At 67.6% G+C, this 24,553-nt stretch carries 21 protein-coding genes; 1 reads left to right on the top strand and 20 read right to left on the bottom strand.

Going from position 1 to position 24,553, the window contains the following annotated elements; genetic code table 11:
* Position 1: 1 nt before the first annotated feature.
* The 6 genes from rplC to gdhA form a co-directional block, all read right to left on the bottom strand.
* Positions 2-646, bottom strand: a complete 645-nt coding sequence (gene rplC, locus ORI94_RS23575) for a 50S ribosomal protein L3 (RefSeq protein WP_042165083.1) — start codon at positions 644-646, stop codon at positions 2-4.
* Between the two features lie 18 nt (positions 647-664).
* On the bottom strand, positions 665-973 hold the full coding sequence (gene rpsJ, locus ORI94_RS23570) for a 30S ribosomal protein S10 (RefSeq protein ID WP_003948644.1): 309 nt from the start codon (positions 971-973) through the stop codon (positions 665-667).
* A 1,254-nt stretch (positions 974-2,227) separates the two neighbouring features.
* Positions 2,228-2,563 carry a hypothetical protein gene (locus ORI94_RS23565; RefSeq protein WP_266078958.1) on the bottom strand — a complete coding sequence of 112 codons (336 nt, stop codon included), beginning with the start codon at positions 2,561-2,563 and terminating at the stop codon, positions 2,228-2,230.
* Positions 2,564-2,651: 88 nt separating this feature from the next.
* A complete protein-coding gene (locus ORI94_RS23560) occupies positions 2,652-3,299 on the bottom strand; it encodes a hypothetical protein (RefSeq protein WP_266078956.1) in 648 nt (215 codons plus the stop codon).
* 104 nt (positions 3,300-3,403) lie between these two features.
* Positions 3,404-3,736 (bottom strand): cupin domain-containing protein, encoded by a 333-nt coding sequence (locus ORI94_RS23555; RefSeq protein WP_266078954.1) that lies wholly within the window; start codon positions 3,734-3,736, stop codon positions 3,404-3,406.
* Between the two features lie 137 nt (positions 3,737-3,873).
* On the bottom strand, positions 3,874-5,229 hold the full coding sequence (gene gdhA / locus ORI94_RS23550) for an NADP-specific glutamate dehydrogenase (RefSeq protein ID WP_266078952.1): 1,356 nt from the start codon (positions 5,227-5,229) through the stop codon (positions 3,874-3,876).
* A 418-nt stretch (positions 5,230-5,647) separates the two neighbouring features.
* Between gdhA and ORI94_RS23545 the strand changes: the two genes are divergently transcribed.
* Positions 5,648-5,848: a hypothetical protein gene (locus tag ORI94_RS23545; RefSeq protein WP_266078950.1), complete on the top strand. Its 201-nt coding sequence runs from the start codon at positions 5,648-5,650 to the stop codon at positions 5,846-5,848.
* 124 nt (positions 5,849-5,972) lie between these two features.
* On the opposite strand, the gene ORI94_RS23540 is transcribed toward ORI94_RS23545, so the two are convergent.
* From ORI94_RS23540 to rplA, 14 genes are all read right to left on the bottom strand, one after another.
* On the bottom strand, positions 5,973-6,182 hold the full coding sequence (locus ORI94_RS23540) for a DUF397 domain-containing protein (protein WP_266078948.1): 210 nt from the start codon (positions 6,180-6,182) through the stop codon (positions 5,973-5,975).
* An 84-nt stretch (positions 6,183-6,266) separates the two neighbouring features.
* Positions 6,267-6,488 carry a hypothetical protein gene (locus tag ORI94_RS23535; RefSeq protein ID WP_266078946.1) on the bottom strand — a complete coding sequence of 74 codons (222 nt, stop codon included), beginning with the start codon at positions 6,486-6,488 and terminating at the stop codon, positions 6,267-6,269.
* 11 nt (positions 6,489-6,499) lie between these two features.
* Positions 6,500-7,447 (bottom strand): hypothetical protein, encoded by a 948-nt coding sequence (locus tag ORI94_RS23530; RefSeq protein ID WP_266078944.1) that lies wholly within the window; start codon positions 7,445-7,447, stop codon positions 6,500-6,502.
* Between the two features lie 203 nt (positions 7,448-7,650).
* On the bottom strand, positions 7,651-8,844 hold the full coding sequence (gene tuf / locus ORI94_RS23525; RefSeq protein ID WP_266078942.1) for an elongation factor Tu: 1,194 nt from the start codon (positions 8,842-8,844) through the stop codon (positions 7,651-7,653).
* A gap of 154 nt (positions 8,845-8,998) precedes the next feature.
* Positions 8,999-11,125: an elongation factor G gene (gene fusA, locus ORI94_RS23520; protein ID WP_042165061.1), complete on the bottom strand. Its 2,127-nt coding sequence runs from the start codon at positions 11,123-11,125 to the stop codon at positions 8,999-9,001.
* A 39-nt stretch (positions 11,126-11,164) separates the two neighbouring features.
* Positions 11,165-11,635, bottom strand: a complete 471-nt coding sequence (gene rpsG, locus ORI94_RS23515; protein WP_003974303.1) for a 30S ribosomal protein S7 — start codon at positions 11,633-11,635, stop codon at positions 11,165-11,167.
* Positions 11,636-11,637: 2 nt separating this feature from the next.
* Positions 11,638-12,009, bottom strand: a complete 372-nt coding sequence (gene rpsL / locus ORI94_RS23510) for a 30S ribosomal protein S12 (RefSeq protein WP_003948652.1) — start codon at positions 12,007-12,009, stop codon at positions 11,638-11,640.
* A 341-nt stretch (positions 12,010-12,350) separates the two neighbouring features.
* Positions 12,351-12,932, bottom strand: a complete 582-nt coding sequence (locus ORI94_RS23505; RefSeq protein ID WP_416237873.1) for a DUF1707 and DUF4190 domain-containing protein — start codon at positions 12,930-12,932, stop codon at positions 12,351-12,353.
* Positions 12,933-13,095: 163 nt separating this feature from the next.
* The gene (locus tag ORI94_RS23500; protein WP_266078933.1) at positions 13,096-17,010 is read right to left on the bottom strand and encodes a DNA-directed RNA polymerase subunit beta'; all 3,915 of its coding nucleotides are present in this window, start codon (positions 17,008-17,010) and stop codon (positions 13,096-13,098) included.
* Between the two features lie 111 nt (positions 17,011-17,121).
* Complete coding sequence (rpoB, locus tag ORI94_RS23495; protein ID WP_266078930.1) at positions 17,122-20,607, bottom strand: DNA-directed RNA polymerase subunit beta; 3,486 nt, start codon at positions 20,605-20,607, stop codon at positions 17,122-17,124.
* A gap of 643 nt (positions 20,608-21,250) precedes the next feature.
* Complete coding sequence (rplL, locus tag ORI94_RS23490) at positions 21,251-21,631, bottom strand: 50S ribosomal protein L7/L12 (RefSeq protein ID WP_266078928.1); 381 nt, start codon at positions 21,629-21,631, stop codon at positions 21,251-21,253.
* Between the two features lie 115 nt (positions 21,632-21,746).
* On the bottom strand, positions 21,747-22,277 hold the full coding sequence (rplJ, locus tag ORI94_RS23485; protein WP_042165047.1) for a 50S ribosomal protein L10: 531 nt from the start codon (positions 22,275-22,277) through the stop codon (positions 21,747-21,749).
* 354 nt (positions 22,278-22,631) lie between these two features.
* Positions 22,632-23,594: a hypothetical protein gene (locus ORI94_RS23480; RefSeq protein WP_266078925.1), complete on the bottom strand. Its 963-nt coding sequence runs from the start codon at positions 23,592-23,594 to the stop codon at positions 22,632-22,634.
* A 168-nt stretch (positions 23,595-23,762) separates the two neighbouring features.
* On the bottom strand, positions 23,763-24,488 hold the full coding sequence (rplA, locus tag ORI94_RS23475) for a 50S ribosomal protein L1 (RefSeq protein ID WP_042165044.1): 726 nt from the start codon (positions 24,486-24,488) through the stop codon (positions 23,763-23,765).
* Positions 24,489-24,553 lie beyond the last annotated feature (65 nt).

Raw genomic sequence — 24,553 nt, 5'->3', positions numbered from 1 at the left:
CTCAGGCCCCCTTGGCCGCGGTGCGGACCAGGACGAGGCCGCCGTTCGGACCGGGAACCGCGCCCTTGATGAGCAGCAGACCCTTCTCCGCGTCAACGGCGTGGACGGTCAGGTTCTGGGTGGTGACCCGCTCGTTGCCCATGCGGCCGGCCATGCGGAGGCCCTTGAACACGCGGCCCGGGGTGGCGCAGCCACCGATGGAACCGGGAGAGCGGTGCTTGCGCTGGGTGCCGTGTCCGGCGCCGAGGCCCTTGAAGTTGTGACGCTTCATGACACCGGCGAAGCCCTTGCCCTTGCTCTTGCCGGTCACGTCGACCTTGATGCCGGCCTCGAAGACCTCGGCGGTGACTTCCTGACCGAGCGTGTACTCGGCGGCGTCGGCCGTGCGGATCTCGACGAGGTGGCGGCGGGGGGTGACGTCGGCCTTGGCGAAGTGACCCTTGAGGGGCTTGTTCACCTTGCGCGGGTCGATCTCGCCGAAGGCGATCTGGACGGACTCGTAGCCGTCGACATCGTTCGTGCGGACCTGGGTGACGACATTGGGGCCGGCCTTGACGACGGTGACGGGGACGACGCGGTTGTTCGCGTCCCACACCTGCGTCATGCCGAGCTTCTCGCCCAGGATGCCCTTGATCTGCTTCGTCATCTCTTCAGATCACCGGCCTCAGAGCTTGATCTCGATGTCGACACCGGCCGGGAGGTCGAGTCGCATCAGAGAGTCAACGGTCTTGGGGGTCGGGTCGAGGATGTCGATCAGACGCTTGTGCGTGCGCATCTCGAAGTGCTCGCGCGAGTCCTTGTACTTGTGCGGCGACTTGATGACGCAGTACACGTTCTTCTCAGTGGGCAGCGGCACCGGGCCCGCGACCGACGCACCAGTACGCGTCACCGTCTCGACGATCTTCTTCGCCGAGGAGTCGATGACCTCGTGGTCGTAGGCCTTGAGCCGGATGCGGATCTTCTGTCCCGCCATGGCTGCTTCGTAGTCCTGTCTCTAGTAACGCTCCGGAACCCGGTGGTGTCCTGCTCTGTCACTCACCCTCCCCTCCTCCGACCCACGCGGTCGGGCGTGTCGCGCTCCCGCTGACATGAATGTCCCTTGTCGGAACTTCCCTGCGTGGGAGTGCGGGCCCTTCCGGAACCGCGGGCGGGGGCGAGAGGCCCACCGGGTGCCTGGCCGGCACCCCGCTGACGCTTCCCGGAAGATTCCCGTACGTCCGCTCCTACATCTCTCGATGTATCGCGTGGGGCGACGAGTACTGTGGGACTCGCTTCCGGTCCCCCCGGCGGGAGGCGCGCAGCATCGGCACTCGACCGAGCAACCCCGCTAGTCTGCCATACGGGGTGCGGGACTGGCCAATCGGGGCGGGAGAGAATACCCCGGGGGTGGCGGGGGTCAAACCCGGCGGCGCCCCCGTGGGCGTGCGCGCTTCCGCCCGACCCTGGCGTCACAAGTTCACCGGGGGGCCGCATCCGCCCGGAGGCCTTGGTCCGAGGCATTCACTCGGTGAGCGTCCAGACATGCCAGCTCTTCGGAGGGGCCGGCCTCGTTTCCCACCGCGAGAGGTCCTCGGCAGCTCCACTGTGCGGGACTCTTCCGTCCTTGGGCGGAAGCAGATTCATAGGCCCGGCACTCCGGCTCCTCATGGCACCTGAGGAGCCGGACAGGGTTCGACAACGGCTCCCTCATATGCCGCATCAACGCGTGCCACGGCCTCGGCCCGAGAAACACCGGCCCGGCCGACCAACTCGTCGGCAACCTACCGAAAAACTCACGCATTCCTTCGTCGAGCACCATAAGGAGTTCTTCCGTCCCCGTCATGGATCCAGCCTCTGCAGAGGGTCGGCCCCTCACCGGTCTCTTGTCTCCCTGGTGATCGACGGACCGGTCCGGCCGCGCGTCGGCACGGCTTTCCGTAGTGGCGTCGTCCGGTCCCTGCGGCGCCCACACGCAGCATGTACCGGCTCTGCCGTGTCACCTCGCCTTCGCCCGCAGCAGCTCGGTGGGGTTCCGGCGAGACCGCTGACAATGAGCCGGAAACATCGGTCCACCTCGTACGGGGTAAGCGTCGCGGAGTGGGCTTCGCGCCCCGTTCGGTGCCTTACGAGCGCGCCTCCGCAGGCCTCGCCAGGCATCCCCGGTGGTGTCCTCGGAGCGCAGCCACCAGCCTTCCGGCGTGTCCCACACCGTCACACATGCCCACCACCACTCGAACCACGGGGGCAGCTACCGGAACGGGACGAATGTCAGCGTGTCCCTGATGGCGTCGTCGGCGACGTTACCGAATCCCTCCACGCGCAGCGCGGTACACGGTTCCGGCGTCAACCCTCCATTGAGACGGACCACCGCGCCTGCGGCCGTGAACGCCAATCCCCGCTGATCCCGGTCCGGCAGCCGCGTCCTCCTGACGATCCGGGGCGACGCCTCCTCCGGCGAGCAGTTGAAGGCCGACCCGATCACCACCGCCCGAAGTCGCCGCTCGCCCCGCTCAAACGCCGCGTCCACCTCGGCAGGGTCGTCGATACCCGGCAGACCCTCGCCGCTTTCCCAGTCCCACTTCACCCGCACATCACCAACAACCGTATGCACACGTGCACTTACAAGGCACAACAGTTCGAGGGAAAGGCCAGGCCAGGCCGGGGCGCGTGGCTCAGTCGGTGAAGCGGAACGTCGACGTGATCGCGTCGAAGATGTCGAAGAAGGAGTCCGCGAGGTCGAGGACCTGGCTGCTGCCGGCCACCAGGGCGACCTTGCCCTCCTGGCCCGGGACCGGGATGAAGGTCTGGGTGAGCACCGCGCGGACGGTGCGGTGGAGTTCGTCACCGGGGACGGGGATGTCCTCGATGCCGTACGTCCGGGCCGCCGGACCCACGCCCGGGATGTCGACCGTCGCCACCTTGCGCCAGGAGTCACCCGGCTTCTTGGCCTCCTTGACGGCGAGTTGGGCGGCGACGGCGGCCGGGTCGGTGGGGAGCGGGTCACCCCCGTCCGTACGGCCGCCGACCAGGGACACCGTCACCGAGCCGGTGATCGGGGTGTCCCCGCCGAAGTTCTCCGCCATGCAACCGCAGTACAGCGCACCCGACTTCCAGGCGTCCGCAGCGGCCTTCCGCAGGAACGTGGTGTACGTGTCCCGGTGCGGTTCCAACTCCGGGTGCCGGCGCAGGCGTTCGGTCACCATCCGGTGGATCGAGTCGTCCCGGGACTCGGGCCGGACGTCGAACTCCCACCAGGACTCCGGCACCTTGATCCGGAAACCGCCGCGCTCGACGGTCAGCGCCTCCATGTAGCGGGCCATGACGCCGCACTCCCCCGTTCACGGTTCGATCGTCTGCGCCGACATCGTCCCATTGTCCGATGCGGCTCCCGTGGTGGGGAGGGTTCGGTCCTCGCTCCTGTCCCTCAGCCCTGCTTGGCGACGGTGAGGAGTACGGCCGCGTCCTCCAGGGCCTCCAGGGCGTGCCGGGCCGGCGGGACGACGATCAGGTCTCCGGTCCGGCCCTCCCACGACGTCTCCCCGCTGGTGAGGCGGACCCGGCCGCGCAGCACCAGCAGGGTGGCCTCACCGGGGTTCTCGTGCTCGGCGAGGGAGGTTCCGGAGGTCAGGGCGAGGAGGGTCTGGCGCAGGGTGTGTTCGTGACCGCCGTGGACCGTGCTCGCGCTGCGGCCGGTGGAGGCGGCGGCCGCGCGTTCCAGGTGCTCGCGGGCGAGTGCGTCGAGGGAGAGCTTCTGCATGGGTCCGAGTCTCCCCGGCCGGGTCGTGCGGGCACCAGGGCCATGTGGGGCAGTCCCCGGTCCGAGCGGGGAAGGGCTTCTGCCCTCCCCCGCCAGGACCGGCACCGGCACCGGCGTCAGGACCGGCACCGGCACCGTCAGATGACGCCCTGCGCCAGAACCGCGTCCGCGACCCGCTCGAAACCGGCGATGTTCGCACCCGTGACGTAGTCGCCGGGGGCGCCGTAGCGCTCGGCGGTCTCGGCGCAGGTGCGGTGGATGTCGGTCATGATGCGGGCCAGCTCGTTCTCGACCTGGTCGGCCTTCCACGTCGTACGCGACGCGTTCTGCGTCATCTCCAGGGCGCTGACCGCGACCCCGCCCGCGTTCGCCGCCTTGCCGGGGCCGAAGGCGACTCCGGCCTGCTGGAGGAGCTGGACCGCCTCCGGTGTCGTGGGCATGTTCGCGCCCTCCGAGACGGCCTTCACGCCGTTGCGGACGAGCGTGGCGGCCGAGTCCTCGTTCAGCTCGTTCTGCGTGGCCGACGGCAGGGCGATGTCGGCCGGGACCTCCCAGACCCGTCCGCCGGGCACGAACCGCGCGGAGGAGCCGCGCCGCTCGGCGTAGGTGCTCACCCGGCCGCGCTCGACCTCCTTGATCTGGCAGAGCAGCTCCAGGTCGATGCCCTTCTCGTCGACGACGTAGCCGCTGGAGTCGGAGCAGGTCACCGGGTTGGCGCCGAGGGCGATCAGCTTCTGGATGGTGTAGATCGCGACGTTCCCCGAGCCGGAGACGACCGCGGTCTGGCCCTCGAGGTCCTCGCCGCGCTCGCGCAGCATCGCCTCGGCGAACAGCACGTTGCCGTACCCGGTCGCCTCCGGCCGGATCAGCGAGCCGCCCCAGCCGGCGCGCTTGCCGGTCAGGACGCCGCCCTCCCAGCGGTTGGTGATCCGCCGGTACTGGCCGAAGAGGTACCCGATCTCGCGCGCGCCGACGCCGATGTCGCCCGCCGGGACGTCGGTGTACTCGCCGATGTGCCGGTACAGCTCCGTCATGAAGGACTGGCAGAAGCGCATGACCTCCGTGTCGCTGCGGCCCTGCGGGTCGAAGTCGCTGCCGCCCTTGCCGCCGCCGATGCCGAGCCCGGTCAGCGCGTTCTTGAAGACCTGCTCGAAGCCGAGGAACTTGATGATTCCCAGGTTCACGGAGGGGTGGAAGCGCAGGCCGCCCTTGTACGGGCCGAGGGCGCTGTTGTATTCGATCCGGAAGCCGCGGTTGACGTGCACCCGGCCCTGGTCGTCCTGCCACGGCACCCGGAAGATGATCTGCCGCTCCGGCTCGATCAACCGCTCGACGAGCCCCGGGTCCCGGTACTCGGAGCGCGCCGCGAGCGCCGGCCCGAGGCTGTCCAGCACCTCGCGTGCGGCCTGGTGGAACTCGGGTTCGGCCGGATTCCGGCGTACGAGTTCGGCGCGGAGGTGGTCGAGTGAGGTGTTGGCGGGTCGCGTCGTCACGGGAGCCCTTTCTGGCACGGCTGCCACCGGAAGCCCGGCAGCCGGTACGTCCGGTCTGATCCGGTTCGGTGAGAGATGGCGCTCGGCGCCGTTGCCGCGCGCGGGACACTTCAGTGTGACGCTTGCGTGAACACGGTGGCCAGCGGCCCACGGCCCTTGCGTCACTATGTGAGACCGGGACGCCACAAATGATCCTAACGCCCCGATGTGCGTCGGCGCTCCGTTCGGGCTCCCGCGGGAGTGGTGTCGGTTCGCAGGGTTGCCGCGGGCGCCTTCGGCACCGAGGGCCGGGACAGTGCCGCAACGCGACCACCGGCACGCACCAGGATCCCGCGCGGACCGCCTTCCCGCGGGGTCCGTCCCCGGCCCCCGGCCGGGGACGGACCCCTCCCACCCGGAAGCGTGGCTCGGGGCGACGGTGTGCGGGACGCAGTACGCGTGGACCCTGCCGACCGGCTGGCTCGCGTTCACCCTCTTCGCCCCTCCCCAGACCGGCATCGCGGGACAGGTGGGCGGGTGGCTGCTCTTCCCGGCCGGTACGACGGCGGCCGCCTGGACCGCTTCCGTCCTTCTCGCGACCGGCCTCCTGCTGTACGCCACGGCGGGCCCGGGACGGTGACGGACGCCTTCCAAAACCGCCGGCCCGAGGCGGTCCCCCGGCCCCCCTCCGGCACCAACACGTCCGCCGCCGACGCAGCCCGCTCCCGGTGACGATCAGGCGCGGAGCGGGCGCCGTCGGGGTGTCAGCGATCCGAGGCGTACGCCCCGAAGACCACCCGGACATCCGGCGTGAGCGCGAGCCGAGGAGCTGCCACGTCCTTGGAGTCACGGACGTGGACGGCACGAGGTGCTCTCGCGATCCCGGCACAGGAGTTGCCGTCGGGACCGTCGTGGTAACTGCTTTTGAACCGGACCGGTTCGCAAGCGTCCCCGGCAGAAGACTTGCGGATCATGCCGCTTCCAGCACCTGCTCGATGAAGGCCGGCGCCTCCCGCGGGATGGGAGCCTGCGCCCGGATCGTCCCCTACCGCAGTTGTTCAGCCCTCCTGGCTGTTGAAGACACCGTCCGCCGAGGAAGCCGTGACGGCCCGCCTGAACCAGAGGTCCAGCGTGTCGAAGTCGGAGCAGCCCATGACACGCTCCCGCTCCTCGTCGGACAGTTCGACACCCCGATGGTCGAGCAGAAGCAGAATGTTCGCCGCCCGGCCTTCCACCCGGCCTTCCGCCCGAAGCCGCTGAGCGGTCTGCGACTGGAACAAGGAGAGGTCCCTCAGTCCGCGGGCCCCGCCTCCCCGGCCGGCGCGAAGACCTCCGCCGCCGACGTGGCCGTGATCGCCCGGGTGAACCAGACGTCCAGGGTGTCCAGGTCGCGGCAGCCGATGACGTGTTCCCGGTCCGTTTCCGGCACCTCGACGCCCCGGCCCTGAAGCAACCGCAGGATGTCCTCCGCCCGGCCCTCGATCCGGCCCTCGTCACGGCCTTCTGCCCGGCCCTCGTCACGGCCCTCGTCACGACCCTCCGCCCGGAGCTTCTGAGCAGTCTCCGACTGGAAGAAAGAGAGGTCGACAGCCATCAGGTGCCTCCAGAGATCCGCGGCCGGCGTCTTGCCGAGGCCTTGTTCGGTGAGTTCGATGAAGGTGCCCGCGGTGTCCTCGTCCTCGGCCGACAAGCCCTTCAGTGCCTTCGCCAGCGCGTTCAGTATGGCATCGGCGTCCGGATCCCGGCGGTGCAGAGCCGCCGACAGGACCGTGAGCGGAATGTCGCGGGCGGCCTCGTCGGGGCTGGCGATCACCGGCAGGCTGTCCGGCCCCAGGACCAGAGGGCGCAGGGTGAGCGAGGGCCACTGGGGCGGGCCGATGTCGACCTGTCGGGCCGCCCAGGCCGCGGTGGACCGGTCCGCGCACACAACGAGGAGGACCGGGGGAATGCCGTACTTGGCGTACAGGTGGGAGAGGTAGTACGCCCAGCTCGCGGGCTTGCCGGGGTCCCGCTTGCCCTGGGACTCGACTGCCAGGACGAACTCGCCGTCCTCGGTGTCCATCCTCAGCAGCGTGTCCACCCGTCGCTCCACCGGACGGTTCTCCGTGAGGTCGGTGGGCAGCGGGGAAGCGGAAACAGGCGGCGGAAAGGAAACGCCGAGCCCTCTGACGGCACGGGCGAAGAGACCCGGGTCTTCCTGGAAGATCCGGTGCAGGGCCTCATGGGATGAGCTGACCATGATCCGAAACTAGAACCGCACCTCACTTCACGGGCCGCATATGCCAACCCTTCCCACGATCGAGTGACAAGCAGAACGCGAAGGTGGACACCACCGGCCACCGGCTCCCGGCAACGCGAAAGGGCCCGCACGACCGAAGTCGTGCGGGCCCTCTCAGGTGCTCGCAGTGGAGCTACCAGGTCGGATCAGCAAGCAGCCGGAGCTTACTTGTTGATCTTGGTGACCTGGCCGGCGCCCACGGTCCGGCCACCCTCACGGATGGCGAACTTCAGGCCCTCTTCCATGGCGATGGGCTGGATGAGCTCCACCTTCATCTCGGTGTTGTCACCCGGCATGACCATCTCGGTGCCCTCGGGGAGGGTCACGACGCCGGTCACGTCCGTCGTACGGAAGTAGAACTGCGGACGGTAGTTGTTGAAGAAGGGGGTGTGACGGCCACCCTCGTCCTTCGACAGGATGTAGGCCTGGGCCTCGAACTCGGTGTGCGGGGTGACCGAACCGGGCTTGATGATGACCTGGCCGCGCTCGACGTCCTCGCGCTTGATGCCGCGGAGCAGCAGACCGACGTTCTCACCGGCCTGACCCTCGTCGAGCAGCTTGCGGAACATCTCGATGCCGGTGACCGTGGTGGTGGTCTTGTCCTGCTTGATGCCCACGATGTCAACGGTCTCGTTGACCTTGAGGATGCCGCGCTCGATACGACCGGTGACGACGGTGCCACGACCGGTGATCGTGAAGACGTCCTCGATCGGCATCAGGAACGGCTTGTCGACGTCACGCTCGGGCTGCGGGATGTTCTCGTCGACGGCCTTCATCAGGTCGAGGACGGTCTGACCCCACTCCTTGTCGCCCTCGAGGGCCTTGAGCGCCGAGACCTTGACGACCGGCAGGTCGTCGCCCGGGAACTCGTACTCGGAGAGCAGCTCGCGGACCTCGAGCTCGACGAGCTCCAGGATCTCCTCGTCGTCCACCATGTCGGCCTTGTTCAGGGCGACGACGATGTACGGCACGCCGACCTGGCGGGCCAGGAGCACGTGCTCCTTGGTCTGCGGCATCGGGCCGTCGGTGGCCGCGACCACGAGGATGGCGCCGTCCATCTGCGCCGCACCCGTGATCATGTTCTTGATGTAGTCCGCGTGACCGGGGCAGTCGACGTGGGCGTAGTGCCGCGTCTCGGTCTGGTACTCGACGTGCGCGATGGAGATGGTGATACCGCGCTGGCGCTCTTCGGGAGCCTTGTCGATCTGGTCGAAGGCCGAGGCCTCGTTCAGCTCGGGGTACGCGTCATGCAGCACCTTGGTAATGGCGGCCGTGAGGGTCGTCTTACCGTGGTCGATGTGACCGATGGTGCCGATGTTGACGTGCGGCTTAGTCCGCTCGAACTTCGCCTTCGCCACTGGGGTCCTCCTGTGGAGTGGTTCTGTACGCCTTACTCATCGGCGCCAGGTGATCTTTGCTGGAAAGCCCGGGGCCGGGGGCATTCCGCCGGGTTCCGGCGGAATGCCCCAAGCAGGCTCCGGGGTCAAGCCTAAAGCGTGCGAACGGTGTCCGTTACTCGCCCTTGGCCTTCGCGATGATCTCCTCGGCGACGTTCCGCGGAACCTCGGCGTAGGAGTCGAACTGCATCGAGTAGCTTGCGCGACCCGACGTCTTGCTGCGGAGGTCCCCGACGTAGCCGAACATCTCCGAAAGGGGCACGAGGCCCTTCACGACGCGGGCACCGGCCCGCTCCTCCATGGCCTGGATCTGGCCACGGCGGGAGTTGATGTCGCCGATGACCTCACCCATGTAGTCCTCGGGCGTGGTGACCTCGACGGCCATCATCGGCTCGAGGAGCACGGGCGAAGCCTTGCGCGCGGCCTCCTTGAACGCCTGCGAACCGGCGATCTTGAAGGCGAGCTCGGAGGAGTCCACCTCGTGGTAGCCACCGTCGATGAGCGTGACGCGGACGCCCGTCATCTCGTAGCCGGCGAGGATGCCGAACTGCATGGCCTCCTGCGCACCGGCGTCCACCGAAGGAATGTACTCCTTCGGGATGCGGCCACCGGTCACCTTGTTCACGAACTCGTACGAGGCGTCGCCGCCCTCGATGGGCTCGATCGCGATCTGCACCTTGGCGAACTGACCGGTACCACCGGTCTGCTTCTTGTGGGTGTAGTCCACGCGCTCGACGGTCTTGCGGATCGTCTCACGGTAGGCGACCTGCGGCTTGCCGACGTTGGCCTCGACCTTGAACTCACGGCGCATACGGTCGACCAGCACCTCGAGGTGCAGCTCGCCCATACCGCCGATGATGGTCTGGCCCGTCTCCTCGTCCGAGTGAACCTGGAAGGACGGGTCCTCCTCGGCCAGGCGCTGGATCGCGACGCCCAGCTTCTCCTGGTCACCCTTCGACTTGGGCTCGATGGCGACCTGGATGACCGGCGCCGGGAAGTCCATGGACTCCAGGATCACCGGGCTCTTGTCGTCGGACAGCGTCTCACCGGTGGTGGTCTGCTTCAGGCCCATGACGGCGACGATGTCACCGGCGCCCACCGACGCGATCTCCTCACGCTTGTTCGCGTGCATGCGGTAGATCTTGCCGATGCGCTCCTTCTTGCCCTTGACGGAGTTCAGCACGGCGGTGCCGGACTCCAGGCGGCCCGAGTACACCCGGACGAAGGTGAGCTTGCCGAGGTGCGGGTCGCTCATGATCTTGAAGGCGAGGGCCGCGAGCGGCTCGTCCTCGGACGGCTTGCGCTTGACCACGACCTCGGGGTCCTTGACGTCGTGGCCCTCGATGGCCTCGACGTCGAGCGGGGTCGGGAGGTAGCGCACGACCGCGTCGAGCAGGGGCTGGACGCCCTTGTTCTTGAACGCGGTGCCGCAGAACACCGGGGTGACCGTGGTGTCCTCGGACTTGCCGGAGGCGATGGTGATGCGACGGATCGCGGCGTACAGCTGCTCCTCGGTGGGCTCCTGGCCCTCCAGGTACAGCTCCATGATCTCTTCGTCGTTCTCCGCGACGGCCTCGACCAGCTTGCCGCGCCACTCCTCGGCGGCCTCGGTGTGCGTGGCCGGGATGTCGACGGTGTCGTACATCTCGCCCTTGGCCGCGTCGGCGGACCACACGAGCGCCTTCATGCGGACCAGGTCCACGACGCCCTTGAAGTCGGCCTCGGCACCGATCGGCAGCTGCATGACCAGCGGCTGCGCGCCCAGGCGGTCCTTGATCATGTCGACGCAGCGGTGGAACTCCGCGCCGGTGCGGTCGAGCTTGTTGACGAAGCAGATACGCGGCACGCCGTAACGGTCGGCCTGACGCCACACCGTCTCGGACTGCGGCTCGACACCGGCGACGCCGTCGAACACGGTCACGGCACCGTCGAGCACACGCAGGGAACGCTCCACCTCGACGGTGAAGTCGACGTGCCCCGGGGTGTCGATGATGTTGATCGTGTAGTCGTCGTCCTCGAGCGGCCAGTGACAGGTGGTCGCAGCAGACGTGATCGTGATGCCACGCTCCTGCTCCTGCTCCATCCAGTCCATCGTGGCAGCGCCGTCGTGGACCTCACCGATCTTGTACGAGACGCCGGTGTAGAACAGGATCCGCTCGGTGGTGGTCGTCTTGCCCGCGTCGATGTGGGCCATGATCCCGATGTTGCGGACCTTGGCCAGGTCAAGTGAAGTGGTAGCCATAAGGCTTCAGTCTTCTCTCGGTCTCGATGTGGGTAGCGACTACCAGCGGTAGTGCGCGAAGGCCTTGTTGGACTCGGCCATCTTGTGCGTGTCCTCGCGCTTCTTCACCGCGGCACCGAGGCCGTTGCTGGCGTCGAGGAGTTCGTTGAGCAGACGCTCGGTCATGGTCTTCTCGCGACGGGCGCGGGAGTAACCCACCAGCCAGCGCAGCGCCAGGGTGTTGGCACGGCCGGGCTTGACCTCGATCGGCACCTGGTAGGTGGCGCCACCGACACGGCGGGACTTGACCTCGAGGGTCGGCTTGATGTTCTCGAGAGCGCGCTTCAGCGTGATGACCGGGTCGTTGCCCGTCTTCTCGCGAAGGCCCTCCATGGCGCCGTAGACGATGCGCTCGGCGGTGGAGCGCTTGCCGTTCAGCAGCACCTTGTTGATGAGCGACGTGACAAGAGGAGAACCGTAGACCGGGTCGATGATGACCGGGCGCTTCGGGGCGGGGCCCTTACGAGGCATTCTTACTTCTCCTTCTTGGCGCCGTAGCGGCTGCGGGCCTGCTTGCGGTTCTTGACACCCTGGGTGTCGAGCGAACCGCGGATGATCTTGTAGCGAACACCCGGCAGGTCCTTCACACGGCCGCCGCGCACGAGCACGATGGAGTGCTCCTGCAGGTTGTGTCCCTCACCCGGAATGTAAGCGGTGACCTCGATCCCGCTGGTCAGACGCACACGCGCGACCTTACGCAGGGCCGAGTTCGGCTTCTTCGGGGTGGTCGTGAACACACGCGTGCAGACACCGCGACGCTGGGGCGAACCCTCGAGCGCGGGCGTCTTGTTCTTCTCGACCTTGTCCTGCCGGCCCTTCCGGACCAGCTGCTGGATCGTAGGCACTACTTCTCCGGTTTCTGTGTGCCGAATGGTGAAGCTAACCTGGAACGTCGCCGACCCACGCGGTCGGGTGTGTCGAATCCCGCGGACTCCCACCGCCAGGCAGAAAGAGACGCATGATCACGGTGGCCGTTCACAGCCCCCGATGCGGGTGATGGCACGCGCGGAGGCCAGGGCACACCCCAGGCACAAGGTCTGAGCGTACCTACAGCATCGGCTGCGGTCAAAACAAATGGGCCTTCACCCCACCGCCGCGCGAAGCAAGTGAAGCCGGGGCATGGTCAATGATCTTCGAATGGGCGCCCTTCGGCCCTCCCGGCCACCGCCCACCGGCCGGCCGGACGTCAGCCGGACGCGCCGACCAGGACCATCAGCATGATCACCAGGGCCCAGCCGGCCGTGGACAGCCAGCCGAGCACCAGCCCGGTCATCGCGTACGCGTCACCGTTCTCCCCCGTCCGCCGGATCTCCCCGCGGGCCACGTGCCCGAGGATCACGGCCGGAATACCGGTCAGGCCACCCGTCGCCAGGCACAGCACCCCGCACACCATGGCCCCGACGGCCTTCTCGTTGGTCTTCGGCGGCCGGGCCAGGAACGTCGCCGGCGGCATGACGGGAACGGCGTGCTGCATCGCGGCGGTCTGCGGTACGGGGCCCTGCGGCAGGTCGGCCACCAGCAGCGTCAGGTCCGCCACCGTACGCGCCTGGTAGGCCCGCGCCACCCGGCGCTCGAGCTCCTGCTGGTCCAGCCGGCCCTCGGCGTACCCGGCCCGCAGCACGTCCACGGTCCGCTCCCGGTCGGCGTGCGAGGCCAGCATCGGGGGCCCGCCCTGCGGCGGTCCGACCGGTCCACCCGGTCCGCCCCACGGCTGCGGAACGCCTCGCCCCTGCCAGGGCTGCCACGACGGATACGGCGACTGCGACACCAGGTACCTCCCCCAACTGCACGTGTCATCCATGATGCGCCCCCGCGATGCCATCCGGCACCACCGCGCGTCACGAAACCGGTACAGGTCACGGGAACGCCGCAGGGCGGCCACCCCCGTACGAAACGGAAGTGACCGCCCTGCGGTACGTCGAGCGACCCGCTTACTGGTTGTACGGACCGTAGTCGTAGTCCTCCAGCGGAACGGCCTGGCCGGAGCCGGTGCCGAACGGCGAGTAGTCGATGTCGTCGTAGCCGACGGCCGAGTACATCGCGGCCTTGGCCTCCTCGGTCGGCTCGACCCGGATGTTGCGGTAGCGGGACAGGCCCGTACCGGCCGGGATGAGCTTACCGATGATGACGTTCTCCTTGAGGCCGATCAGGGAGTCGGACTTGGCGTTGATCGCCGCGTCCGTGAGGACCCTGGTCGTCTCCTGGAAGGACGCCGCCGACAGCCACGACTCGGTCGCCAGCGAGGCCTTGGTGATACCCATCAGCTGCGGACGGCCGGAGGCGGGGTGACCGCCCTCCTGCACCACACGACGGTTCTCGGTCTCGAACTTCGACCGCTCGACCAGCTCGCCGGGCAGCAGCTCGGCGTCGCCGGACTCGATGATCGTCACACGGCGGAGCATCTGCCGGATGATGATCTCGATGTGCTTGTCGTGGATCGACACACCCTGCGAGTTGTAGACCTTCTGGACCTCGCCGACCAGGTGGACCTGGACGGCCCGCTGACCCAGGATGCGCAGCACGTCGTGCGGGTTGGTGGCACCCACGGTGAGCTTCTGGCCCACCTCGACGTGATCGCCCTCGCCGACCAGCAGACGGGAGCGCTTCGAGATCGGGAACGCCGTCTCGTCGCTGCCGTCGTCCGGGGTGACGACGATCTTCTTCGTCTTCTCGGTCTCCTCGATCCGGATGCGGCCGGCGGCCTCGGAGATCGGGGCGACACCCTTCGGGGTACGGGCCTCGAAGAGCTCGACGACACGCGGCAGACCCTGCGTGATGTCGTCACCGGCCACACCACCGGTGTGGAAGGTGCGCATCGTCAGCTGGGTACCGGGCTCGCCGATGGACTGGGCGGCGATGATGCCGACCGCCTCACCGATGTCGACCAGCTTGCCGGTGGCCAGCGAACGGCCGTAGCACATGGCGCAGGTGCCGACCGCGGACTCGCAGGTCAGGATCGAACGGGTCTTGACCTCCTCGACGCCGTGGTGCACCAGCTGGTCGATGAGCACGTCACCGAGGTCCACGTTGGCCGGCGCGATCACCTTGCCGTCGATGACGACGTCCTCGGCGAGCATGCGGGCGTAGACGCTGGTCTCGACGTCGTCCGTCTTGCGCAGGGTGCCGTCACCATCGCGCTGGGCGATCCGCAGCTTCAGACCGCGCTCGGTGCCGCAGTCCTCCTCGCGGATGATGACGTCCTGGGAGACGTCGACCAGACGACGGGTGAGGTAACCCGAGTCGGCGGTCCGCAGAGCGGTGTCCGCCAGACCCTTACGGGCACCGTGCGTGGAGATGAAGTACTCCAGCACGGACAGACCCTCACGGAACGAGGCCTTGATGGGCCGCGGGATCGTCTCGTTCTTCGCGTTCGACACCAGACCACGCATACCGGCGATCTGACGCATCTGCATCATGTTGCCTCGTGCGCCCGAGTTCACCATCATGAAGATCGGGTTGGTCTTCGGGAAGTTGTCGTTCATCGCCTCGGCGACCTCGTTGGTCGCCTTGGTCCAGATCGCGATGAGCTCCTGCGTGCGCTCGTCCTTGGTGATCAGACCGCGCTCGTACTGCTTCTGGACCTTCTCGTCCTGCGCCTCGTACCCGCGGACGATCTCCTTCTTCGCCTCGGGAACGACGACGTCGGAGATGGCCACGGTGACGCCGGAACGGGTCGCCCAGTGGAAGCCGGCCGCCTTCAGGTTGTCGAGCGTCGCCGCCACGATGACCTTCGGGTAGCGCTCGGCGAGGTCGTTGACGATCTCGGAGAGCTGCTTCTTGCCGACCTCGTAGTCGACGAACGGGTAGTCCTCGGGCAGCAGCTCGTTGAAGAGCGCGCGGCCCAGCGTGGTGTTCAGCCGGAAGCTGTCACCCTGCTGCCACTCCCGCTCCCCGGCGCCCTCGTCGCCCTCCTCCCGCGCCGGCGGCATCCAGCCACGCGGCGGGATGGTGCCGACCGGGAAGCGGACGTCGATCCGCGACTGGAGCGACAGCTCGCCCGCGTCGAAGGCCATGATCGCCTCGGCGACCGAGGCGAAGGAACGCTCCTCGCCCTTGAGGTCGCGCATCTCGCCGTCGGTGGTGAGGAAGAACAGACCGAGGACCATGTCCTGGGTCGGCATCGTCACCGGACGGCCGTCGGCGGGCTTGAGGATGTTGTTCGAGGACAGCATCAGGATGCGGGCCTCGGCCTGCGCCTCCGCGGACAGCGGCAGGTGCACGGCCATCTGGTCACCGTCGAAGTCCGCGTTGAACGCGGTGCACACGAGCGGGTGGATCTGGATGGCCTTGCCCTCGACCAGCTGCGGCTCGAAGGCCTGGATGCCGAGGCGGTGCAGCGTGGGCGCACGGTTCAGCAGAACCGGGTGCTCCGCGATGACCTCTTCGAGCACGTCGTACACGACCGTGCGGCCGCGCTCGACCATGCGCTTGGCGCTCTTGATGTTCTGCGCGTGGTTCAGGTCGACCAGGCGCTTCATCACGAACGGCTTGAACAGCTCCAGCGCCATCGCCTTCGGCAGACCGCACTGGTGCAGCTTCAGCTGCGGACCGACGACGATCACGGAACGCGCCGAGTAGTCCACGCGCTTGCCGAGCAGGTTCTGACGGAAGCGACCCTGCTTGCCCTTGAGCATGTCGGACAGCGACTTCAGCGGACGGTTGCCGGGGCCCGTCACCGGACGGCCACGACGGCCGTTGTCGAAGAGCGCGTCGACGGCCTCCTGGAGCATGCGCTTCTCGTTGTTCACGATGATCTCGGGCGCGCCGAGGTCGAGAAGCCGCTTCAGGCGGTTGTTGCGGTTGATGACACGGCGGTACAGGTCGTTCAGGTCGGAGGTCGCGAAGCGGCCACCGTCCAGCTGCACCATCGGACGCAGGTCCGGCGGGATGACCGGCACGCAGTCCAGCACCATGCCCTTGGGGCTGTTGCTGGTCTGCAGGAACGCGGAGACGACCTTGAGGCGCTTGAGCGCACGGGTCTTCTTCTGGCCCTTGCCGGTACGGATGATCTCGCGGAGACGCTCGGCCTCCTCCTCGAGATCGAAGGACTCCAGGCGCTTCTGCAGCGCCGCGGCACCCATCGAACCGTCGAAGTACGTGCCGAAGCGGTCACGCAGCTCGCGGTAGAGCAGCTCGTCGCCCTCCAGGTCCTGGACCTTGAGGTTCTTGAACCGGGTCCACACCTCGTCGAGACGGTCGATCTCGCGCTGCGCACGGTCGCGCAGCTGCTTCATCTCACGCTCGGCACCCTCGCGCACCTTGCGGCGCACGTCGGCCTTGGCACCCTCGGCCTCGAGCTCGGCCAGGTCGGTCTCGAGCTTCTTGGCCCGGGCCTCCAGGTCGGCGTCGCGACGGTTCTCCACCTGCTGACGCTCGACGGAGACGTGCGCCTCCAGCGAGGGCAGGTCGCGGGTGCGGCGCTCCTCGTCGACGAACGTGATCATGTACGCCGCGAAGTAGATGACCTTCTCCAGGTCCTTCGGGGCGAGGTCGAGCAGGTAGCCGAGGCGCGACGGAACGCCCTTGAAGTACCAGATGTGCGTGACGGGGGCGGCGAGCTCGATGTGGCCCATCCGCTCACGGCGCACCTTGGCGCGCGTGACCTCGACGCCACAGCGCTCACAGATGATGCCCTTGAAACGGACACGCTTGTACTTGCCGCAGTAGCACTCCCAGTCCCGGGTCGGACCGAAGATCTTCTCGCAGAAGAGTCCGTCCTTCTCGGGCTTGAGGGTGCGGTAGTTGATGGTCTCGGGCTTCTTGACCTCGCCGTGGCTCCACTGACGGATGTCGTCCGCGGTGGCCAGGCCGATCCGGAGCTCATCGAAGAAGTTGACGTCGAGCACTATGCGTCAATCCCTCTCAGGGTTGTAAGTCATGGGGTCTGATACGGGGGTCCTGGGGCCGGCCGGAGGTTCAGGGATCTTCATCGCCGAACCTCCTGGCCAAAACTCCCGTCAGACCTCTTCGACGCTGCTCGGCTCGCGCCGGGACAGGTCGATGCCAAGCTCCTCCGCAGCGCGGAAGACGTCCTCGTCGGTGTCGCGCATCTCGATGGACATGCCGTCCGAGGACAGCACCTCCACGTTGAGGCACAGGGACTGCATCTCCTTGATGAGCACCTTGAAGGACTCGGGGATGCCGGGCTCGGGGATGTTCTCGCCCTTGACGATGGCCTCGTAGACCTTCACGCGGCCGGTGACGTCGTCGGACTTGATGGTCAGCAGCTCCTGGAGGGCGTAAGCGGCGCCGTACGCCTCCAGCGCCCACACCTCCATCTCACCGAAGCGCTGGCCACCGAACTGGGCCTTACCACCCAGCGGCTGCTGGGTGATCATCGAGTACGGACCGGTCGAACGGGCGTGCAGCTTGTCGTCGACCAGGTGGTGCAGCTTGAGGATGTACATGAAGCCGACCGAGATCGGCTCCGGGAACGGCTCACCGGAGCGGCCGTCGAACAGCCTCGCCTTGCCGGAGGGGAGCACCATGCGCTCGCCGTCCCGGTTCGGGATGGTGTGCTGCAGCAGGCCGGCCAGCTCGTCCTCACGCGCACCGTCGAAGACGGGGGTGGCGACGTTGGTACCGGGCTCGACCTTGTCGGCGCCGATCACCTGCAGGCGCTGCGCCCACTCGTCGGCGAGGCCGGAGACGTCCCAGCCGCGGCTGGCGAGCCAGCCGAGGTGGATCTCCAGGACCTGCCCCGGGTTCATCCGGGACGGCACACCGAGGGGGTTGAGGATGATGTCGACCGGGGTGCCGTCCTCCAGGAACGGCATGTCCTCGATCGGCAGGATCTTCGAGATGACGCCCTTGTTGCCGTGCCGGCCGGCGAGCTTGTCACCGTCGGTGATCTTGCGCTTCTGCGCGACGTAGACGCGCACCAGCTGGTTCACACCGGGGGGAAGCTCGTCGCCCTCCTCGCGGTCGAAGACGCGCACGCCGATGATCTTGCCGATCTCGCCGTGCGGCACCTTCAGGGAGGTGTCACGGACCTCGCGGGCCTTCTCGCCGAAGATCGCGCGCAGCAGGCGCTCCTCCGGGGTCAGCTCGGTCTCGCCCTTGGGCGTGACCTTGCCGACGAGGATGTCGCCGGCGACGACCTCGGCACCGATGCGGATGATGCCGCGCTCGTCGAGGTCGGCGAGGACCTCCTCGGAGACGTTCGGGATGTCCCGGGTGATCTCCTCGGGGCCGAGCTTGGTGTCACGGGCGTCGACCTCGTGCTCCTCGATGTGGATCGAGGAGAGGACGTCGTCCTGGACGAGGCGCTGCGACAGGATGATCGCGTCCTCGTAGTTGTGGCCCTCCCACGGCATGAACGCGACCAGCAGGTTCTTACCGAGCGCCATCTCGCCGTTCTCGGTGGCCGGACCGTCGGCGAGGACCTGGCCCTCGATGACGCGGTCGCCCTCGTTGACGATGACCTTCTGGTTGACCGAGGTGCCCTGGTTGGAGCGGGCGAACTTGGCCAGGCGGTACGTGATGTACGTGCCGTCGTCGTTGGTCGTGGTGATGTAGTCCGCGGAGACCTCCTGGACCACACCCGCCTTCTCGGCCTTGACCACGTCACCGGCGTCGGCGGCGGAGCGGTACTCCATGCCGGTGCCGACGAGCGGGGACTCGGAGCGGATCAGCGGCACGGCCTGACGCATCATGTTCGCGCCCATGAGGGCACGGTTGGCGTCGTCGTGCTCGAGGAAGGGGATCATGGCGGTCGCGACCGACACCATCTGGCGCGGCGAGACGTCCATGTAGTCGACCTCGTCGGGGCTGACGTAGTCGACCTCGCCGCCCTTGCGGCGGACCAGCACGCGGGCCTCGGCGAACCGCAGGTCGTCGTTGAGCGGCGCGTTGGCCTGCGCGATGACGAAGCGGTCCTCCTCGTCGGCGGTCAGGTAGTCGACGTCGTCGGTGACCTGGCCGTCGACCACCTTGCGGTACGGGGTCTCGACGAAGCCGAACGCGTTGACCCGGCCGTAGGAGGCGAGCGAGCCGATCAGACCGATGTTCGGTCCTTCGGGGGTCTCGATCGGGCACATGCGGCCGTAGTGCGAGGGGTGCACGTCACGGACCTCGAAGCCGGCCCGCTCACGGGAGAGACCACCCGGGCCGAGCGCGGACAGACGACGCTTGTGCGTCAGCCCGGACAGCGGGTTGTTCTGGTCCATGAACTGGGACAGCTGGCTGGTGCCGAAGAACTCCTTGATGGAGGCGACGACCGGCCGGATGTTGATCAGGGTCTGCGGCGTGATCGCCTCGACGTCCTGCGTCGTCATGCGCTCGCGCACGACGCGCTCCATCCGGGCCAGACCCGTACGGACCTGGTTCTGGATGAGCTCGCCGACGCTGCGCAGGCGGCGGTTGCCGAAGTGGTCGATGTCGTCCGTCTCGACGACGATGTTCTGGCCGCTGTCACCGACGGTCTCGATCTCGCCGGCGTGCAGCTTCACCAGGTACTTGATCGTCGAGATGACGTCCTCGACGGTCAGCACGCCCGCGTCGAGCGGTGCGTCGGCACCCAGCTTCTTGTTGACCTTGTAACGGCCGACCTTGGCCAGGTCGTAGCGCTTCGGGTTGAAGTAGAGGTTCTCGAGCAGCGTCTGCGCGGCCTCACGGGTGGGGGGCTCGCCCGGACGCAGCTTGCGGTAGATGTCGAGCAGCGCGTCGTCCTGCCCCTGGGTGTGGTCCTTCTCCAGGGTGGCGCGCATGGACTCGTACTCGCCGAACTCCTCGAGGATCTGCTCGGTGGTCCAGCCGAGCGCCTTGAGCAGGACGGTGACGGACTGCTTGCGCTTGCGGTCGACGCGGACGCCGACCATGTCGCGCTTGTCGATCTCCATCTCCAGCCAGGCACCCCGGGAGGGGATGATCTTGGCGGAGAAGATGTCCTTGTCGGACGTCTTGTCGATGCTGGAGTCGAAGTAGACACCCGGCGAACGGACCAACTGCGACACCACGACACGCTCGGTGCCGTTGATGACGAAGGTTCCCTTGTTCGTCATGAGCGGGAAGTCGCCCATGAAGACCGTCTGGGACTTGATCTCGCCGGTCTCGTTGTTGGTGAACTCGGCGGTGACGAAGAGCGGCGCCGCGTACGTGAAGTCGCGGTCCTTGCACTCGTCGATGCTGTTCTTCGGGGGCTCGAAACGGTGGTCGCGGAAGGTCAGCGACATCGACCCGGAGAAGTCCTCGATCGGGGAGATCTCCTCGAAGATCTCCTCCAGGCCGGACTTGGTGGGGACGTCCTGACCGTTCTCCAGAGCGGCCTCGACGCGAGCCTTCCAGGCGTCGTTGCCGAGCAGCCAGTCGAAGCTCTCGGTTTGCAGCGCGAGGAGGTTCGGAACCTCGAGGGGCTCCCTGATCTTTGCAAAGGAGATGCGCAGCGGGGCGGTGCTGGCAGCGTTGTTCGTATTCGAGGTCGAGGCATTGCGCGAGGCGGCCAAGAGGGGGTCCTTCCGAGGGCTCGGACTCACTACGCGCGTACCGGCCCCTCACGGGACACAACGGCAGACACTTCGCTTCCCGGCGGAAAGGGCCAGGTCGGACAGGTCTGATCGTTCATGCTCAAGTGAGGGCATGCCCCTGGTGACGGGCAGGGGACAGCTAACAGGCAGCGCAAAGGGTCAGTGTAGCCACTTGGCACACTGATGTCCAGTGCGGGTTTTCGAGACCCTCGAAGGCCCTCGTTGCTCTCAACTCCTGCGACCGACTGTTGTGACTGTGCGACACGGTCGTGCCCTCAACGCACCGTGATCCTGCCCTCTTCGCCGCCGATCCATGCCTCGGATTCGGATCCTTGTGGCGACGCGTCCTGAGAATTGCGCGCCACGTGCGGTTCGTCAAGGCCCCCTTGCCCGAACCGCCTTCCACAGGCGACCCTTCGCGGCCCGCGCGGGGCCACAACGAAGATCACCCTACCCCCCGCCGTCCCGGGTTCGAGGAAGCCGCCGCCGGGCCCGGAGACACCGAAGAGCGACCACCCGGATGGATGATCGCTCCTCGGCGCTTACGCGTTACACGCCCTGCTGGACGCGGTGCGGATCCGGCACTGCCGGACCGCGGGGGTCCTGTCGGACCCGGAAGGTACTACTTGACCTCGACGGAGGCACCGGCGCCCTCGAGGGCCTCCTTGGCCTTGTCCGCGGCTTCCTTGTTGACCTTCTCGACGACGGGCTTCGGCGCACCGTCGACCAGGTCCTTGGCCTCCTTCAGGCCGAGGGAGGTCAGCTCGCGCACGACCTTGATGACCTGGATCTTCTTGTCGCCGGCGCCGGTGAGGATGACGTCGAACTCGTCCTTCTCGGCCTCGGCCTCGACCGCGGCGGCCGGACCGGCCGGGGCCACGGCGACCGCGGCGGCGGCGGTGACGTCGAACTTCTCCTCGAAGGCCTTCACGAACTCGGAGAGCTCGATGAGGGTCATGCCCTCGAACTGGGCCAGCAGCTCGTCCTGGGTGAGCTTCGCCATGATGGCGGTCCTTCCACTAAATCGGCAGGTGCCGGGTGTACTGGGTGAGGCGGGCGTACATCGGGCCCGCTATGACCCTTGCCTCATGTCGGCGAGGGCCGGAAAGCGAGCCGAATTACTCGGCACCGCCCTGCTCGTCCTGCTTGGCGCGAAGCGCGTCCACGGTGCGGACGAGCTTCGACGGAAGCGCCTGGAAGAGCTGAGCAGTCTGGGACTGCTTGCCCTTGAAGGCACCCGCCAGCTTGGAGAGCAGAACCTCGCGGGACTCGAGGTCCGCGAGCTTCTTGATCTCATCGGCGGACATCGCCTTGCCGTCAAGGACACCGCCCTTGATGACGAGATTCGGGTTGTCCTTGGCGAAGTCACGAAGACCCTTCGCCGACTCCACCGGGTCACCGGTGACGAAGGCGACTGCCGTCGGACCGTTGAACAGGTCGTCCAGCGTCGTGATCCCGGCCTCGTTGGCCGCAATCTTGGTCAGCGTGTTCTTCACCACGGCGTACTGGGCGTTCTCACCGAGCGAACGGCGCAGCTGCTTGAGCTGTGCCACGGTGAGACCGCGGTACTCGGTCAGCACGGCGGCGCTCGAGTTGCGGAACTGGTCCGTCAGCTCGGCAACCGCGGCAGCCTTGTCGGGCCTCGCCATAGAGCCTCGGCCTCCTTCCGGGTGATTCGGACCGCGCGGACCCGAAGGAGGACTGGGGAAAACGAAACGCCCCGGGCGCAGGCGCACGGGGCTGGGCTCAACCGGTTGTCTCGCATCCTCGCGGCCGCGAGTTCCGGGAACTCTTCCACTGTCACCTGCGCGGGTCGTCCGCAGTTCAGCGGATCCTTCGGCCACCGTACCCTCTTGCAAGCGCACGGTAACGACCAGCGGTCTTTGGCTTCTTCTGGAGAGTACGGGAACGGATCGCCGCGAGGCAAATCCGTTCCCGGTGGGACGTCCAGGCCCGGCAGTCAAGGCGTCAGGACGGACGGGTCGTCGGGACGGTCACGGCACTCAGACGTCGGCCCCGGCGTCCGCGAGCCCTTCCTCGAGGCCCTGCAGCACCTCGAAGAGATCGACCGTGTCCTCGGCCGGCGGCGCCTCGACCTCGGCCTGGGCCCCGTAGTCGGAGTAGTGCGTCGTGATCTCGACCGTGCCCTCGCCCGACTCCACGCCGAGGACCATCCTGACCGGGTAGTCGTCCTCGTTGACCCAGACCTCGGTGTCGTAGCCCTTCACACCCGACTTCTCGGCGCTGGCGACGAGCTCCTCGCGCTCCTCCTCCGAGAGGAAGTCGAAGGACCCGTCGCTCTTGATGATCTCCTCGAAGGTCAGGGTGCCCTTGTAGTGCTGCGCCTGGACGCCGTCGACCTTCTGCGGGCCGACGTGCTTCAGGTTCGGCGACTCGAGCAGCAGGGCCAGCTGCTGGGCCGGGTCCTGGTTCATGCTCTCCAGGCTGCCGGTCATCTGCTTCTGCAGTTCCTCGCTTCCGGCCTCCTCGGCGATGGCCCGGAAGTCCAGCTTCATCCAGCGCTTGCCGTCCGTCTCGGCGGCCTGCTCCGCACCCATGTCCGCGTACATGACGTCGTCCAGCATGATCACGCGGGTCTCGGAGGGCGCCTCGGGATCGGCCTCCCCGACGTCGGATCCCTTGATGGTCAGATCCATGACCGCCGGGTCCCAGCCCTGGACTCCGGTCATCTCCATGGTGCCGTCGCCCGCGATGCCCATCATGTCCCCCATGCCCTGCGCTCCGGCGGGCACCGACATGGTCATCCGGACCTTGGCCGACTTCGCCTCGGCCGTCTTCTCGAAGGCGGTCCGAAGGACCTCGGACGCCTCGCCCCGGGACAGGACCTTGGGCTCCGCCGCCTTCCCCTCCGCTCCCCCGCCGCCGGCCTGACAGCCCGAGACGCCCGCGACCACCGTCACGGCCGCCACGCAGACGCCCACCCGCTTCCCTGCGGACATGCCCATGAGTCCCACCCCTGTTGTGCTGTGCCTGGTCTGTGAAGTCCGTTGAACCGTAACCCGGCCGACTGACACGAACATACGAAAAAAGCCCGTCCCCGCGCCTCTGAAGGCGTGGGGACGGACTCACGGTGTGCTCGGTGAGCGCGGGCCGGTCGGACCGGCCCGAGGGGCTCAGACCGCCGCCGGGTCCTCTTCGACGAGGAGGTTGCGGGTGCGGTTCGGGTCGAGCGGAACGCCGGGGCCGATCGTGGTGCTGATCGCGGCCTTCTTGATGTACCGGCCCTTCGCGGCGGACGGCTTCAGACGGAGGATCTCCTCCAGCGCGGCGCCGTAGTTCTCCACCAGCTTGGCGTCGTCGAAGGACGTCTTGCCGATGATGAAGTGCAGGTTCGAGTGCTTGTCGACGCGGAACTCGATCTTGCCACCCTTGATGTCGTTGACAGCCTTGGTGACGTCCGGGGTGACGGTGCCGGTCTTGGGGTTCGGCATGAGACCACGGGGACCGAGCACGCGGCCGAGGCGGCCGACCTTGCCCATGAGGTCCGGGGTGGCGACGACGGCGTCGAAGTCCAGACGGCCCTTCGACACCTCGTCGATCAGTTCGTCGGCGCCGACGATGTCGGCGCCCGCGGCACGCGCGGCCTCGGCACGGTCGCCGGTCGCGAAGACCAGGACCCGGGCGGTCTTGCCGGTGCCGTGCGGGAGGTTCACGGTGCCACGGACCATCTGGTCGGCCTTGCGCGGGTCAACGCCCAGGCGGAAGGCGACCTCGACGGTGCCGTCGAACTTCGAGGTGGAGGTCTCCTTGGCGAGACGGACGGCCTCGAGCGGGGCGTACAGCTTCTCCCGGTCGATCTTGGCGTCCGCAGCGCGGAGAGACTTGCTGCGCTTGCTCACGTGTAGCTCCTGTGGGTTCTTAGGAGTCGTGGTCCGGGCCGAGCGGGCCCTTCCACACTTCTGCT

The organism is Streptomyces sp. NEAU-W12, assembly GCF_026242095.1.
Classification (GTDB): Bacteria; Actinomycetota; Actinomycetes; order Streptomycetales; family Streptomycetaceae; genus Streptomyces.
The sequence above is the reverse complement of the archived record's forward strand: the minus strand, read 5'-3'. Positions and strand labels throughout refer to the sequence as shown.